13 protein-coding genes and 1 pseudogene are annotated in these 15,711 nt (G+C 64.1%); 3 read left to right on the forward strand and 11 right to left on the reverse strand.

The window, feature by feature from the left end:
* Positions 1-201: 201 nt before the first annotated feature.
* From acpS to rpoZ, 4 genes are all read right to left on the reverse strand, one after another.
* Positions 202-621, reverse strand: a complete 420-nt coding sequence (acpS, locus tag WN72_RS27565; RefSeq protein WP_092218809.1) for a holo-ACP synthase — start codon at positions 619-621, stop codon at positions 202-204.
* Entirely contained in the window at positions 618-1,370 is a 753-nt protein-coding gene (locus WN72_RS27570) for a pyridoxine 5'-phosphate synthase (RefSeq protein WP_027559602.1), read from the reverse strand. The genes acpS and WN72_RS27570 overlap by 4 nt, the downstream gene beginning before the upstream one ends.
* A 108-nt stretch (positions 1,371-1,478) precedes the next feature.
* Positions 1,479-3,764: a RelA/SpoT family protein gene (locus WN72_RS27575; protein ID WP_027559603.1), complete on the reverse strand. Its 2,286-nt coding sequence runs from the start codon at positions 3,762-3,764 to the stop codon at positions 1,479-1,481.
* A gap of 209 nt (positions 3,765-3,973) precedes the next feature.
* Complete coding sequence (rpoZ, locus tag WN72_RS27580; protein WP_008133017.1) at positions 3,974-4,366, reverse strand: DNA-directed RNA polymerase subunit omega; 393 nt, start codon at positions 4,364-4,366, stop codon at positions 3,974-3,976.
* Between the two features lie 328 nt (positions 4,367-4,694).
* Between rpoZ and WN72_RS27585 the strand changes: the two genes are divergently transcribed.
* Both WN72_RS27585 and WN72_RS27590 read left to right on the forward strand, forming a co-directional pair.
* Positions 4,695-5,342 (forward strand): LabA-like NYN domain-containing protein, encoded by a 648-nt coding sequence (locus WN72_RS27585; RefSeq protein ID WP_018644573.1) that lies wholly within the window; start codon positions 4,695-4,697, stop codon positions 5,340-5,342.
* A complete protein-coding gene (locus tag WN72_RS27590) occupies positions 5,323-5,997 on the forward strand; it encodes a uracil-DNA glycosylase (RefSeq protein WP_092218811.1) in 675 nt (224 codons plus the stop codon). The genes WN72_RS27585 and WN72_RS27590 overlap by 20 nt, the downstream gene beginning before the upstream one ends.
* A gap of 3 nt (positions 5,998-6,000) precedes the next feature.
* Here WN72_RS27590 and WN72_RS27595 read toward each other — a convergent pair whose 3' ends face one another.
* The 4 genes from WN72_RS27595 to dapA all read right to left on the reverse strand — a co-directional run bounded on the left by WN72_RS27595 (position 6,001) and on the right by dapA (position 8,515).
* Positions 6,001-6,582, reverse strand: a complete 582-nt coding sequence (locus WN72_RS27595; protein ID WP_092218812.1) for a peroxiredoxin — start codon at positions 6,580-6,582, stop codon at positions 6,001-6,003.
* 29 nt (positions 6,583-6,611) lie between these two features.
* Positions 6,612-7,085 carry an SsrA-binding protein SmpB gene (gene smpB, locus WN72_RS27600; protein WP_024341117.1) on the reverse strand — a complete coding sequence of 158 codons (474 nt, stop codon included), beginning with the start codon at positions 7,083-7,085 and terminating at the stop codon, positions 6,612-6,614.
* 71 nt (positions 7,086-7,156) lie between these two features.
* A complete protein-coding gene (gene mscL, locus WN72_RS27605; protein ID WP_027559606.1) occupies positions 7,157-7,570 on the reverse strand; it encodes a large conductance mechanosensitive channel protein MscL in 414 nt (137 codons plus the stop codon).
* Positions 7,571-7,624: 54 nt separating this feature from the next.
* The gene (gene dapA, locus WN72_RS27610; protein WP_027559607.1) at positions 7,625-8,515 is read right to left on the reverse strand and encodes a 4-hydroxy-tetrahydrodipicolinate synthase; all 891 of its coding nucleotides are present in this window, start codon (positions 8,513-8,515) and stop codon (positions 7,625-7,627) included.
* Positions 8,516-8,764: 249 nt separating this feature from the next.
* Between dapA and WN72_RS27615 the strand changes: the two genes are divergently transcribed.
* Entirely contained in the window at positions 8,765-11,212 is a 2,448-nt protein-coding gene (locus WN72_RS27615) for a lytic transglycosylase domain-containing protein (RefSeq protein ID WP_167381078.1), read from the forward strand.
* 217 nt (positions 11,213-11,429) lie between these two features.
* Here the strand turns inward: WN72_RS27615 and WN72_RS27620 are convergent, their stop codons facing one another.
* From WN72_RS27620 to WN72_RS27630, 3 genes and pseudogenes are all read right to left on the reverse strand, one after another.
* Positions 11,430-13,103, reverse strand: a complete 1,674-nt coding sequence (locus WN72_RS27620) for an arylsulfatase (protein WP_167381085.1) — start codon at positions 13,101-13,103, stop codon at positions 11,430-11,432.
* A gap of 29 nt (positions 13,104-13,132) precedes the next feature.
* Positions 13,133-13,351 (reverse strand): annotated as a pseudogene (locus tag WN72_RS27625) (SUMF1/EgtB/PvdO family nonheme iron enzyme); the annotation flags it as partial.
* A 388-nt stretch (positions 13,352-13,739) separates the two neighbouring features.
* Positions 13,740-15,338, reverse strand: a complete 1,599-nt coding sequence (locus WN72_RS27630; protein ID WP_027559609.1) for a porin — start codon at positions 15,336-15,338, stop codon at positions 13,740-13,742.
* Between the last annotated feature and the right edge of the window lie 373 nt (positions 15,339-15,711).

Here is a 15,711-nt window from a genome sequence, read left to right on the forward strand (position 1 = left end):
AACAGCCCATCGCTCGCAGCCCAAGGAGATTGTCCTGATTCTGATAATGAGGGCCAATTCCGGCGTAAAGCCGAATTCGCCCAGCCTGATTTGCGTCCGCGAACTTTTAGACGGTTGTCGGAGGCCACGCAATCAAGGATCGCATCAAAATCGCATAAGATATTGATTTTTAATATGAATTATAAAATGGGCGCGGAACGGTCAGGGCTTGGCCAGCGGGACAGCCGAAATGACGACGAAGGCCTGGGCGAGCGGCCAGTCGTCGGTGATCGACAGGTCGATTCTTGCCTCGAATCCCTCCGGCGTCAGGGCCTCGAGCCGGGCCAGCGCGCCGCCGGTCAGCTGCATGGTCGGCCGCCCGCCCGGCAGGTTGACCACCCCCATGTCGCGCCACCACACGCCGCGCCTGATACCGGTGCCGAGCGCCTTCGAGCAGGCCTCCTTGGCCGCGAAGCGCTTGGCGTAGGTCGCCACCACCATCCTCTCGCTCTTGGCGCGCCGCTCCGCCTTGGCCCGCTCGGCCGCGGTAAAGATGCGGTCGAGGAAGCGCTCGCCGTGGCGCTCGATCACCTTGGCCACGCGGGTGATGTCGATCAGGTCGGAGCCGATGCCGATGATCATGCCCGGCTCCGGCCGCGATCCATCGCCGCGCGCATGCTGCGCACCGTCTCGGCGAGGCCGACGAACAGCGCCTCGCCGATCATGTAGTAGCCGATATTGAGCTCCATGATCTCCGGCAAGGCAGCGATCTTCTCCGCCGTCGCATAGTCGAGACCGTGGCCGGCGTGAACCTCGAGCCCGGCTTGTTTTGCGAGCTTCGCCCCCGCCACGATCCGCTGCCATTCGGCTTCCGCCTTGTCGGTGTGGCCGTCGACGACGGCGTCGCACCAGGCGCCGGTGTGGATCTCGATCACGGGCGCACGCAGCCGCGCCGCCATCTCGATCTGGGCAGGATCGGCGGCGATGAACAGCGAGACGCGGATGCCGGTATCGTTCAGCCGCGCGATATAGGGCGCGAGCGCATTGTGCTGGCCGACCACATCAAGCCCGCCTTCGGTCGTCACCTCCTGGCGGCGCTCGGGCACCAGGCACACCGCGTGCGGCTTGGTGGCGAGCGAGATGCGCATCATGTCGTCGGTCGCCGCCATCTCGAAATTCAGCGGCTTGGAGATCCCGGCCTTCAGCCGCGCCATGTCCTCGTCACGGATGTGCCGGCGATCTTCGCGCAAATGCGCGGTGATGCCGTCGGCGCCGGCCTCGATCGCCAGCAGCGCGGCGCGCACCGGATCGGGATGGCGGCCGCCGCGCGCATTACGGACGGTCGCGACATGGTCGATATTGACGCCGAGGCGGAGCGGAGATGCGGGCATTTCAGGACTCACGAAGTGACATTTCTCAACCCGTCATGCGCGGGCTCGACCCGCGCATCCATCTTCTTTGAAGAGATGGGTTGCCGGGTCAAGCCCGGCGACGACGAGTCATCCATTAACACGTTCGACTTTGGCAACGACCGCCTTGGCACGGAGCTGGGCCAGAATTGCGCTCAGATGCTTGAGGTCGTAGACTTCGAGATCGATCGTCGTTTCCGTGAAATCGGGCGAGCGGCGCTGCATGCTGATATTGTCGATGTTGCCGTCGTGCTCGGCGATCACGGTCGCGATCTGCGCCAGCGCGCCGGGCTCGTTGACGTTCTCGACCTTGATGCGGGCCGGGAAGCGCTGCGGCGCGGTGTCCTCGATGTCCCAGCGGACGTCCAGCCAGCGCTCCGGCTCCTCCTCGAAATCCTTCAGCGCGGGCGCCTGGATCGGATAGATCGTGATGCCCTCGCCCGGCGTGACGATGCCGACGATGCGGTCGCCCGGCACGGCGCCGCCGTTCGGCGCGAACTTCACCGGCAGGTCGGAATTGATGCCGCGGATCGGGATCGCGACCGGGCTGCGCGGCGGCTCGGACGATTTGTCCTTGAGCTTGGCGGCAAGGCCCTTCTTGACGCCATAGCGTGCGACGCGCTCCTCCTTGTAGTCGGGGTACATCGCGCGTGCGACGTTGGAGGCCTTGATCTCGCCGCGCCCCACCGCTGCCATGACGTCTTCGATCGAGGTGCGCGCCAGCCGCGGCAGCGCGCCCTTGAGCTTGTCGTCGGCATATTCGATCTTGGCGCGCTCAAACAGGCGCTCGACGATGCGGCGGCCGAGACCGGCATATTGATCGCGCACGGCGGTGCGCGTGGCGCGGCGGATCGCGGCGCGCGCCTTGCCGGTGACCGCGAGCGTCTCCCAGGCCGATGGCGGCGCCGATTGCGCTTCCGAGGTCAGCACCTCGACCTCGTCGCCGTTCTGGAGCTCCGAGGACAGCGGCGCGAACTTGCCGTTGATCTTGCACCCCACAGCGCTGTTGCCGACGTCGGTGTGCACCGCATAGGCGAAGTCGATCACGTTGGCATGGCGCGGCAGCGCGATCAGCTTGCCCTTGGGGGTGAAGCAGAACACCTGGTCGTGGAACAGCTCGAGCTTGGTGTGCTCAAGGAATTCTTCCGGATTGGCACTCTCCGAGAGGATGCCGATGGTGTGGCGCAGCCAGGCGAACGCGTTGGACTCGCGCTTGAGGAACTCGGTCGGCGAACCGACGCCCTCCTTGTAGAACACGTGCGCGGCGATGCCGCGCTCGGCGATCTGGTCCATCGCTTCGGTGCGGATCTGGAGCTCGACGCGCTGGTTGCCGGGCCCGATCACGGTGGTGTGGATCGAGCGGTAGTCGTTCTGCTTCGGCGTCGAGATGTAGTCCTTGAAGCGTCCCGGCACGACCGGCCAGGTGGTGTGTACGATGCCGAGCGCGCGATAGCAGGACTCGATGTCGTTGACGACGAGGCGAAAGCCGAAGATGTCGGACAATTGCTCGAAGCCGACCGACTTGCGCTCCATCTTGGTCCAGATCGAGAATGGCTTCTTGCGCCGGCCATAGACCCGCGCCCCCAAGCCGCGATGGCGCAGATTGTTGGAGAGCTGGTCCTCGATCTCGCCGATCAGATTGCGGTTGCGCTCGGCCAGCGCGTCCAGCCGCTGCATCACGACCGAATAGGCTTCGGGATCGAGGGTGCGGAACGACAAGTCCTCCAGCTCCTCGCGCATCTCCTGCATGCCCATGCGCCCGGCGAGCGGCGCATAGATGTCGAGCGTCTCCTCGGCGATGCGGCGGCGCGATTCGGTCGGCACGAAATCGAGCGTGCGCATGTTGTGCAGGCGGTCAGCGAGCTTCACCAGCAGCACGCGGACATCGTCGGCGATCGCGAGCAACAATTTGCGCAGGTTCTCGGCCTGCTTGGCCTCGCGCGACACCAGCTCCAGCCGCTTCAGCTTGGTCAGGCCCTCGACCAGCGCGCCGATCTCCGGGCCGAAGATCTGGTCGATCTCGGCCCGCGTCGCCTCGGTGTCCTCGATCGTGTCGTGCAGCAGCGCGGCGACGATGGTGGCGTCGTCGAGCTTGAGGTCGGTGAGGATCGCCGCCACTTCGAGCGGGTGCGAGAAGTAGGGATCGCCCGAGGCGCGGGTCTGCGAGCCATGCGCCTTCATGGCGTAGACATAGGCGCGGTTCAGCAGGTCTTCGTTGGTGTTGGGATTGTAGGACCTGACGCGCTCGACGAGGTCATATTGACGCATCATGCGCGCGCGGGGCTTGGCTGGACGGGCCACCGGCGCAGTCGGGGCCACGGCAACCGATTCGGTTGCGGCCAGCATCTGCGTTGGTCTGCGGCGCCGATACACCATGCCATCCTGCCTTCGAACGGACCACGAGAGAGCCCGTTGTATACATCTTAGCTCCGATCCCGCGCGCGTCCCGATCAATTCGAGGACAGGCCGCGGCGCGAACCGGCAACGCTATGGTAACCACGAAAACGCCAACAAAAGCAAAGGCCCGAACAACGGTTCGGGCCTTTGATAAGATCACAAGAAGTCGATGACTGCGATGGGACGATCTACTCGTCTTCCTCGGGCTGCTCCTCAGGCGGCGCGAGGCCTTCGAGACCCTTCAGGAGCTCCTCTTCGGTCATGCGTTCGACGGCAACTTCGGTATCGTCCGCATCGACGCTGGCGCCGGCGGAACCGATCAGCGGCACGGTGTCCGGCTCGGGCTCGTCGACCTCGACGAACTTCTGGAGCGAGTGCACCAGCTCCTCGCGGAGGTCCTCCGGCGAGATGGTCGTGTCGGCAATTTCGCGCAAAGACACAACAGGGTTCTTGTCGTTATCGCGGTCAACCGTTAGTTGTGAACCGGACGAAATCATGCGGGCACGGTGGGCCGCCAGCAGGACCAGGTCAAACCGGTTGTCGACCTTGTCGATACAATCTTCTACGGTGACGCGAGCCATGGACTGTCGCTCCGTTGTGGGTGGGACGAAATATGTGGATGATCGGGGCTAGTTATAGGGGCCGGGGCGGTTTCGCAAGGCCAAATTGTGATTTGGCCTCGCCAAACGGCTCTGCTACCCCCACATTGGGGCTGGGTCGAGTGATTTTCCGGGCTGTCGGACGGGGCAGCGCCGGGTGTATGCACGATCGCCATAACTATACCTTGATTGCCCCGACTTCTCCGGATTTGCGGTTTCGACGGGCTTCGGCAGCACTTTAGAAGTGCGCGGCGTGCTGCCGCCGCGCCAACAATAAACGATCAATCACGAACACTACGCGAGCAACTGAATGTCACCTTCCCCTACCAACAAGATCGCGCTCTTCATCGATGGGGCCAATCTCTACGCCACCGCGAAAACCCTGGGCTTCGACATCGATTACAAGCGCCTGCTGAAGGAGTTTCAGAGCCGCGGGACGCTGCTGCGGGCGTTCTACTACACCGCCATCATCGAGGATCAGGAATACTCCTCGATCCGCCCGCTGATCGACTGGCTGGATTACAACGGCTACACCGTCGTCACCAAGGCGACCAAGGAATTCATCGACGCCTCCGGCCGCCGCAAGGTCAAGGGCAACATGGACATCGAGCTCGCGGTGGATGCCATGGAGCTCGCCGAGCACATCGACCAGATGGTGCTGTTCTCTGGTGACGGCGACTTCCGCTCCCTGGTCGAGGCCGTCCAGCGCCGCGGCGTGCGGGTCACCGTGGTCTCCACCATCGCCAGCCAGCCGCCGATGATCGCCGACGAGCTGCGCCGCCAGGCCGACGTCTTCACCGACCTCGTCGAGCTCCAGTCCAAGCTCGGCCGCGACCCGTCCGAACGCCCCGCCCCGCGTGACCGCGGCGAGCGTGGCGAGGGACGCCACCACGCCCCGCAATTCCTCCAGCGCGCAACCACGATGGCGCCGAGGGGCGATGACGACTTCGAGGAGTGAGGCGGCCCGGTCGAGCCGCCAGCCTCTCACCGTCGTCCCCAACCGTGATTGTTCGCTCTGTCCGCGCTTGGTCGCCTTTCGCGAGGCGAATCGGGCGCGCGAGCCGTTATGGCACAACGCGCCGGTCCCGCCCTTCGGCGACATCAAGGCGCGCCTGCTGATCGTCGGCCTCGCCCCGGGAATGCAGGGCGCCAACCGCACCGGCCGCCCCTTCACCGGCGACTATGCCGGCGACCTGCTCTACGCCACGCTGCTCGAATACGGCTTTGCCAAGGGCAGCTATCAGGCCCGTCCCGATGACGGTCTCAAGCTGATCGACTGCCGGATCGCCAATGCCGTGCATTGCGTTCCGCCGCAGAACAAGCCGCTGCCGGTTGAGATCAACACCTGCCGCCAGTTTCTCGCCGCCAACCTCGCGACCATGCCGAACCTGCGCGCGATCGTCGCGCTCGGACGGATTGCGCACGACACCGTGCTCAAGCCGCTGAGTCTGAAAGGCTCGCAGGCCCCGTTCGGCCACGGCGCCGTGCATCAGGCCGGCGCGCTCAGGCTCTACGACAGCTATCACTGCTCGCGCTACAACACGAACACCGGCGTGCTGACGCCTGACATGTTCCGGTCCGTGTTCGCGAAGGTGAAGGCGGATCTCGACTAACCACTATCCCTTGGCGGGATGCGCCTTCAGCCAGTCCAGCACATCGCCGGCGTTCCGGTCGGGCGGGAACACCGGATAGAACACGTGCGTGATGCGGGCATCGTCGATGATCAGCGCGAGGCGCTTGATCAGCGTCAGCCCTGCGACCTCCATGGTCGGCAGCTTCAGGGCGCGCGTGAGCGCCAGTTTCTCGTCCGAGAGCACGGGGAACGGCAGATGCAGCCGCGAGGCCATCTCGGTCTGGTATTCGTTGCTCTGGGTCGAGAGGCCGAACACTTGCGAGGCGCCGGCCGCCTTCAGCTCGGCGAACAGATCGCGGAAAGCGCAGGTCTGCGGCGTGCAGCCGCGTGCGCCCGGGATCATGTCCCAATCGTCGACCAGCGCGATCTTGCCGGGCTCGCCGGTGCGCGGATAGGCGAACACCACGGTTCGGCCTGACAGCGCCGACAGCGTGACTGACGTATCGTCGGTCGCGAGCAGGGTGATCGCCGGCAGCGTCATGCCCTTGAGGTGCGCAGCGCCGCCGTCGTCGGCCGGCGCGGGAATTTGGCTCCAATCGACCTCGAGCAGGTTCTTCTGAGACATCCCGTCCTCTTGCCGCTATCCTCTAGACGCTATCCCCTCGCCCGCATCAAGCGGCCCTTTTCGCGGCTCCAGTCGCGCTTCTTCTCGCTCTCGCGCTTGTCGTGCAGCTTCTTGCCCTTTGCAACCGCAAGCTGCAGCTTGGCCCGTCCGCGCTCGTTGAAGTAAAGCTTGAGCGGGATCAGCGTCATGCCCTCGCGATCGACCGCGCCCATCAGCTTGTTGATCTGCCTGCGATGCAGCAGCAGCTTTCGCGGCCGCTTCGGCTCGTGGTTGAAGCGGTTGCCCTGGAGATATTCGGGAATGGTGGCGTTGATCAGCCAGATCTCGCCGTTCTTCGAGTCCGCGTAGGACTCGGCGATCGTGCTCTTGCCGTTGCGGATCGACTTCACCTCGGTGCCGGTCAGCGCAATGCCCGCTTCGATCGTGTCCTCGATCGCATAGTTGAAGCGGGCCTTGCGATTTTCCGCCATGACCTTGATCGGACGTTCGTTCTTATCGGCCATGCGAGTGAAACCTGGAGTCAAACCTGATCGAGATGGGCAGCAAAGCTAACAGTTTGGGTGAAGTGCGTGCGTCACTTCTTGAGGAGATCGCGGATCTCGGTCAGCAGCACGACCTCTTCCGCCGGCTTCGGCGGCTCCGCGGGCTTGGTCTCTTCCTTGCGCTTTAACGTGTTCATGGCGCGGATCACCAGGAACAGCACGAAGGCGATGATGATGAAGTTGATCGTCAGCGTCAGGAAGCTACCGTAAGCAAGGACCGCGCCTTGCTTTTTCGCATCCGCTAAGTTGGTGGCGGTCACGGTCTTCGACAAGGGGACGAAGTAGTTCGAGAAGTCGAGGCCGCCGGTCGCCGCACCAATGATTGGCATGATGATGTCGCCGACCAGCGACGTGACGATGGCGCCGAAGGCCGCACCGATGATGACGCCGACCGCGAGGTCGACGACGTTGCCCTTCATGGCGAATTCGCGGAACTCCTTGAGCATCTGCCTGCCCTTTTCGTCGGCGCTCATGGACGGCTCCCCCGAATTGTCACCGCGTCAATTGATCAGGCCGGCATGCACCATGGCGCTGCGCACCGCGGCGCGGGTCGGTTCGGAGACCGGAACCATCGGCAGCCGCAGCGTCTCGTCGAACTTGCCGAGCAGCGACATCGCGTACTTGATCGGCGCCGGATTGCTCTCGATGAACAGGTTGTTGTGCAGCGGCATCAGCTTGTCGTGGATCGCGAGCGCTGCCTTGGTGTCGCCCTTCTGCCAGGCGGCGTGGAACTCCGCGCACAGGCGCGGCGCGACGTTCGAGGTCACCGAGATGCAGCCGTGGCCGCCATGGGCCATGTAGCCGAGGATGGTGGCATCCTCGCCCGAGAGCTGGTTGAAATCCTCTCCCATCGCCGCGCGCTGCTGCGACACGCGCACCATGCTGGCGGTTGCGTCCTTGACGCCTGCAATGTTCTTCAGCTCCCACAGCCGCTTCATGGTGTCGACCGACATGTCGATCACCGAGCGCGGCGGAATGTTGTAGATGATGATCGGAATCCCGATCGCGTCGTTGATCGCCTTAAAGTGCTGGTAGAGGCCTTCCTGGGTCGGCTTGTTGTAGTAGGGCGTGACGACCAGCACGGCGTCCGCGCCCGCCTTCTCGGCGTGCTGGGAGAGCTCGATCGCCTCTTTGGTCGAGTTGGAGCCGGCGCCCGCAACGACGGGCACGCGGCCCTTGGCTTCAGCGATGCACCATTCGACCACCTTCTTGTGCTCGTCATGGTTCAGCGTCGGGCTCTCGCCGGTGGTGCCGACCGGGACGAGGCCGTTGGTGCCCTCGGAGATCTGCCAGTTGACCAGCGAGCGGAACGCCGCCTCATCCAGCGAGCCGTTCTTGAACGGCGTGACCAAGGCGGTGAACGACCCCCGGAATTTCGTCTTGGCTGCCATGGACTTCCTCCGTACGCGGCGATCTCTTGAGAGCAAGCCCATACATATCGGGTCTATCCCGCCGGTAAAAGACCTGCTTCCGCGGGACGCACCGTTTAGGCCGCGATTTTGCCGCGGTGCTGGTGCAAATCGGGCGGAGGTAAGCGGCTGTTGGTATTTTGTCCGCATATTCAATCAAATACAGCTAGATCTTGAGCCAACTGACTGATTCGGGGGCGACGAAACGCCGTGATCTCCCTTCCGTGTGCCATGTGGCGATCCATTGGTCTGGTTCTGTGCCTGACGGCAGGGCTGTCGGTCGGCTGCGCCGCTCTCGCCAAGTCCAACGAGACGACCGCGGACGGAACCAAGGACACCGCCAAGGACACTGCTAAGCCCGTCGCCAAGGACAGTCCGAAGGCACCTGCCAAAGGACCAGACAAGGGAACCGGCAAGAACAGTTCGAAGGACACAGCCAAGGGCGCGAGCAAGGGTGCGGCGACCGCCCCGGCCAAGGATGCCGCGAAGAAGCCGACCAAGGATGCAGGCAAGAGCGCCGGCAGGGAACCCGCGAAGGACAAGCCCAAGGACAAGCCCAAGCCTGCCGCTGCAGCGGCGTCCGCACCGAAATCAACGCCGAGTGCCGGCACCTCGTCGCCCAAAGCCGCACCTGCGCCGGCCGCGACAGCCACGATCAGGCCGACTGCCCCCGCGCCCGTCAAACCGATCGCTGCGCCCGTGCTTGCTCCTGCGACGCGCCAGCATGCTGCGCCGCGCAAGCCGGTGACGCCGGCCGCGGTCGCTGCGACCTCCTCGACGTCGCAGGCAGACAAGGACACGCTGGAGACCGTCATCGAGCTCGTGCGCAAGCGTAAGGCCGGCGATGCCAGCAATTACGCCGCCTCGATCTCAGATCCCGTCGCGCGAAAACTCGCGGAATGGATCATCCTGCGCAGCGAGGACAATGGCGCGAGCGTCGAGCGCTACCGCGCCTTCCTCTCCGCCAATCCGAGCTGGCCGTCGCAGACTTTCCTGCGCCGCCGCCTCGAGGCCGCGATGTGGGACGACAGGCGCGACGATTCCGTTGCCTGGTCCTGGTTCGAGAACGAGTCGCCGATCTCCGCCAAGGGCCGCTTCACGCTCGCCAAGGCGATGCTGGCGCGCGGCGACCGGGCCAATGCCGAGCGGCTGGTGCGCGAGGCCTGGCGCAGCGATCCGATGTCGGAAGAGACCGAGAACAACGCGCTCGACCAGTTCGGCGCGCTGGTGACGCCGGGCGATCAGAAGGCACGGATGGATACGCTGCTCTACGGCAGCGAGAACGAGGCCGCGATGCGCGCGGCCAAGCGCCTAGGCGCCGGTTATGTCGCGCTGGCCAAGGCCCGCATCGCCGCCGTCAAGAAAGCACCGAACGCACGCGCGCTGCTCGACGCCGTGCCGCGCGAGCTGCACAACGATCCCGGCTTCATCTTCAGCAAGATCCAGCTGTTGCGCCGCGAGGAGAAGTTTGCGGAAGCCGCCCAGCTGATGCTGTCGGCACCGAAGGACCCGGGCCGGCTCTACAATCTCGACGAATGGTGGATCGAGCGGCGCCTCCTGTCACGCAAGATGATCGACACCGAGGAATTCCGCAGCGCCTATCTGATTGCGCGCGATGCGGCCCTGCCCTCGCGCGACATCTACAAGACCGAGCAGGAATTCACCGCCGGCTGGATCGCGCTGCGCTTCCTCAACGACCCCGCGACCGCCGCCCAGCATTTCGCCCGCATCGGCGTCGGCAGCGCCAATCCGACCACGCTGGCGCGCGCCGGCTATTGGCAGGGCCGCGCCGCGGAGGCCGCGGGCCGTCAACAAGAGGCGCGCAACGCCTATGCCCGCGCGGCCGAGCAATCGACCAGCTATTACGGCCAGCTCGCACGCGCCAAGCTCGGCCTGCCCCAGATCGAGCTCAACAGCCAGCCGCGCGGCCGCGGCGCCGAGCGGCTGGAGATCGTGCGCGCCGCGCAGCTGCTCTACGAACTCGACGAGCGCGAGCTCGCCGTGCCTCTGCTCGCCGACATGGGCGAGAACGGCGATCCCGAAGCGCTCGCGGGCCTGGGCGAGCTCACCCAGCGCTACAGCGACGCACGCGGCATGCTGCTGCTCGGCAAGGCCGCGCTCAACCGCGGCCTGCCGTTCGATTTCTACGCTTATCCCGTCAACGGCATTCCGCACTTCACGCCGATCGGCCCCGAGGTCGAGCGCAGCATCGTCTACGCGATCGCGCGGCAGGAGAGCGCGTTCAACCCGTCGGTGGTCTCGCCGGCGCAGGCCTATGGGCTGATGCAGGTGACGCCGGACGCCGCGCGCTATGTCTGCAAGCGGCACGGGGCGACCTACGATCTGGCGCGGCTGAAGAACGATTCGGTCTACAACGCCACGCTCGGCTCGGCCGAGCTCGGCGGCCTGCTCGAGGATTATCGCGGCTCCTACATCATGACCTTTGCCGCCTACAATGCCGGCCGCGGCAGCGTGAAGAAGTGGATCGACCGTTACGGCGATCCGCGCGACCCCAAGGTGGACGCGGTCGACTGGGTCGAGCTGATTCCGTTCTCCGAGACGCGCAACTACGTGCAGCGGATCATGGAGAACCTTCAGGTCTACCGCGCCCGCTTCGGCGGCGGCACGCGGTTGCAGATCGAGGCCGATCTGCGCCGCGGCACCGGCAGCGTCGAATAGAGACGGCCCTACTCTCGATTCGCTGCCGGGAGCATCGGTGGCGAACGGCGGACATGCGCCGTCGTCCGGCCTGAGCCTTCAAGGACTATTCTCAAGGTCTGGCCCACCCCTCAGGCGAGCCCTCCCAATCCCGGCGTACGCCGAGGGCTGCCGATGCCGCGGGTCAGACCGGCAGCTCGCGCCATTCCCGGGCTTGGGGCACCCGTCGCCGCTTGGCCTACTTGCCAGCGTGCGACTGCATCGCCTTCTCGATCTGCTCCTTGACGGCTTCCAGGTTGAAGCTCGCACCCTTCTGCATCGGTGGGAACTCGATCGCCGTCTGGGCGAGCTTGCCGACCTCCTGCTGCACGAACTGGAACCGCCAGAACTCGTAAGCAAACCAGTTATAGAATGCCAACGACCCCTGCGCGCCGTTGGGCAAGTTCGTCCGTTCGAAGGGATCAAGGCGGATATTGGTGAGGATCGGCCAATCAACCTTGACCGTGCCGCCTAACCAGCCGCTCGGCTGATCGGTGAAGCGATATTTGAAGTCGTCGATGCGCACAGCGCTCAGTGTGCCCTCCGTGAAATAGAAGATCGAGTGGCGGGCAGACGGGCCTTTTCCGGTAATCAGGTCCATCTGATTGTACCCATCGAGGTAGACCTTGTAGGTCTTGTCGCCGAACTGCTTTCCCTTCCTCAACTCGTCGGCGATATTCGGATTGCCAGCGGCGGCGAGGAAGGTCGGGAACCAGTCGAGTCCGGACATGATGCCGTTCTCAACCTTTCCCGCTGGCACCTTGCCCGGCCAGCGGATCATGCAGGGCACGCGAAATCCACCTTCCATGGCCGTTCCCTTGCCGCCTGCAAATGGCGTCTGTCCGCCATCAGGCCAGGTGAAGTTCTCCGCGCCGTTGTCCGTTGTAAACGCGACGATCGTGTTGTCGTCGAAGCCCTCGTCCTTGAGCTTCTTCATGACGGCGCCGACGATGTCGTCGAGCTGGGCGAACCCACCCTCGGAAACCGACCAGCCGTTTTCCGAGTTGCGCATGTTCTCGTATTTTTCAGACAGGTGGGTGACGACGTGCATGCGCGTCGGGTTGAGCCAGACGAAGAACGGCTTGTTGTCCCGCTTGGCCTTGTCGATGAAGTCGAACGTGATCTTCAGGATTTCGTCATCCACCGTCTCCATCCGCTTTGGATAAAGCGGTCCGGAGTCCTCGATCCTTTGCTTACCGATCTTGCCCCAGCGCGTCTGCACCGTCGGATCGTCGACGTTGGTCGCCCAGGAATGAACCATGTTGCGCGGACCGACGGTGGCCAATAGCGCTTGCGGATAGTTGCGGTGGGCCGGGTCTTCCATGGCGTCGAGGTGGTACAGATAGCCGAAGAACTCGTCGAAGCCGTGCATGGTCGGCAGGAATTCGTTGAGGTCGCCGAGGTGGTTCTTGCCGAACTGCCCTGTGGCGTACCCCATGGATTTCAGCGCGGTCGCAATGGTCGGCGCTTGCGCCGGCATGCCGATCGGGGAGCCTGCCTGGCCGACCGTGGTAAGCCCGGTACGGATCGGCAGCTCTCCAGTGATGAAGTTGGCGCGGCCCGCCGTGCAGCTGGCCTCGGCATAGTAGTCGGTGAAGCGCATGCCTTCCGCGGCGAGCTTGTCGAGGTTCGGTGTCCGGCTTGCCATGATGCCCTGGTGGTAGGCACCGATATTGAACCAGCCGATGTCGTCACCCATGATGAAGACGATGTTTGGCCGCTGGCCGGCCGCTGCGGGCGCTGGTGCCGGTTGCTGCGCCTGCGCCGGGCTCGTCAATCCGACGGCCGAGAGCGCCGAAGCAGCGACGAGAGAACTACCACTCAACAAGAGATCGCGGCGTTTCAATCCTCCGCGGACCGATCCCGTGCTCATCTCAGGCTTTTCCAGAATCCTATCTGTACTCATGATGTGATCCTCTTCCTGGTGATGCACCTGAAGCCGAGATGGCTTGCTGAGGTGTCGATCGGCTCGGCATGACGCGCGGCCGGACGATAACGGCGGCAGTAGTTGGGAGCGCAAAGATGCGAGCCGCCTTTAAGCACCTTGCGCGGAAGCTTGAGGGTCGGCCGACAAGAATCGTAGCTCGCGCCCTCGGGCCCACCGCGAGGATTTTTCGGGATGACTGGATTCTCAGACGATTGTCCGGGGCCAGACAACGACTTCGTATCAGCCAGATTCATGACGCCCCCCGGGCGCGTGCATCAGCGGCCTGCGTTGCTTCACACCGATGCGAAGAGTTGCTTCGCTTGATATGGGCTTTTCGATAGTGGGATCGTTGACTGATGGTGAGGCGTACAGAAACGAAGCGGCACTCCCCCCGGGTTGATCCAGATCAAAGGTCCGGTTCGGGTCAAGCAGACAGCGCGGAGATGCCGCGACCTGAGCCGTAGCGAGCGACCGGTCACAGAAGCGGGGCGCTGGCGCGGCTGACATTGCCGGGCCCGTTCGCCAAAAGAAAAGCCCCGGCGGTTTCCCGCCGGGGCTCTCTGTCAGGTCGTTAGACCGAACTTACCAGTTGCGCTGAGCGCGGAGGAGCAGAACGAGCGAGTTCTGGTCCTTGACCTCGTAGGTCGCAGCCGGCTTGGCGGGAACAGCGGCCAGCCCCGCCGCAATTGTACCTGTGTACTTCTGGTCGATGTTGGTCCAGGCCAAGTCGGCCGAGAACGTCAGGTTCTTGACCGGGGTCCAGCGGGTGATGATACCCACCTGCCCGACGTTGAAGTCGGGGTTACAACCCGTAAGACCAGGTTGCCCGACGGTGAGCAGGCCACCAGCGCCGCAGAGGAAGGTCTTGGCCCCCGAGCCGAACTGCGCCTGAGCGTAGGCACCGTAGATCGCGGTGTTCCAGTAGGGATCCCAGTTGTGCGTGTAAGCACCGCGGAAGCCCCAGGTCTTGATCGTCTCCTGCTGGCCACCCGTGACGTACACGGTGTCCGGAGCGGTGACAGCCGCGAGGCTGCCGTAAGCGCCGGCGAGGCCCGAGCTGCCGTACATCACATACGTGCTGCCCGCGAGGTTCTGGAAGTTGTAGCGGGTCGCACCGTCGGTGTAGACGGCCGACACGTTGATCACGTCACCCGCACCGGTCGGGATGTTCTTGATCGACAGAGCGAGCTGAACCGCCCAGCCCCACTTGTCGTCGGGGTGACCAGTGACTTCGGACGTGCCGTAGTAACCGACGTGGTTGTCATGCGCAGCGACCGACGCCTGGAACATGCCCCAAGCCTGGTCGACACGAACCATACCGACGAGGTTCGGCGACCTGCTGCCGCCGATGGCATTGCTGCCGACAGCACCGCCGAAAATGCCAGCCGCAGTTGCGCCAGTCAGGTTGATGTTACCAGCCTGATAGTACTGGGTGGCGTCTTCAGCCGAGAAGGCTGCCGTCACGCCCTGACCGAAGTCAGCGGTGTAGGTGAACTGGTTGACACCGGTGACCGTGCCCGAGCCACCGACGAGACCGTCGAAGTTGTTGCCGGGATAGTTGGTCCAGGGCGCGTCGAACTGCGACACCGCCTTACCCATGGTGAAGCCGGCGAACTGGATGAAGGCATAGTACACGCCGAGCGAACCGCCCGAGGTGTTGCCGTCGGTCTGGTTGACCGCGCCACCGCCCGAGCCGAACAGAGCCGGAGCAGCTGCACCGACCGGGGTATTAATGCCTAGCGTGCCGCTGTACTGGGTGCCACCGGTCGCGCTGCCGGTGCCGACGTAGTTGCCGGTGGTCCAGGAGAACACGCCGTCGAAGAAGGTACGGACAACGCCGTACTCGGTCGCGGTGCGCGTGTCGATGTTGAGATCTTCACGAGCGCGCATCGTGTAGTAGTTCGTCAGACGGTTGCGTGCACCGTTGGCGCCCTGGGTCGAGACGTTCTGGTTCAGGGTGAAGTCCGAGTTGGTGCCCAGCGCGACTTCGGCGCGCAGGTAACCACCCAGCTTGATGCAGGTGTCAGTGCCCGGGATGTAGTAGAATCCGGCACCGTACAGGGAGCAGATCTTCACGTATTCGACCGCCTTGGCCTTCACGGGCAGATCAGCCGCCTGCGCTCCGCCCACGGCGATCAGACCCGCCGCTGAGCCGAGCAAAAGGCTCTTAACCAACTTCATGTTAAACCTCCAAGTTGCTCTTCAGGGAAGGTCACTGACCGGACGGCCAATGCCCCAACCCCCTCTAAATCACCGCTTTCGGCTCCTTCGCGCCTTCGGACACACCCGCATGAACGCGAGGGACTTAAGCGAATGACCTAAACGGGACGACCTCGGGATGCCCCCCTCCGTCGCTCGGTCACAATTACCGAACGACCTTGCACACACAACAAGAGAACGCACCGAAACGGGCATATGCAGCGCGTTTCCCGGAGAGTGTTGCACAAATAACACGCAGATGTGATCGCGACGGCTCTGTAAGATATTGTTTTTGTTGACGTTTTTTAACCGGTTCCGTTTGCCCTCGAAATTCCTCACCTGAGGCGACGCGCGC

Origin of the sequence: Bradyrhizobium arachidis (assembly GCF_015291705.1) — a bacterium.
GTDB classification, from domain to species: domain Bacteria; phylum Pseudomonadota; class Alphaproteobacteria; order Rhizobiales; family Xanthobacteraceae; genus Bradyrhizobium; species Bradyrhizobium arachidis.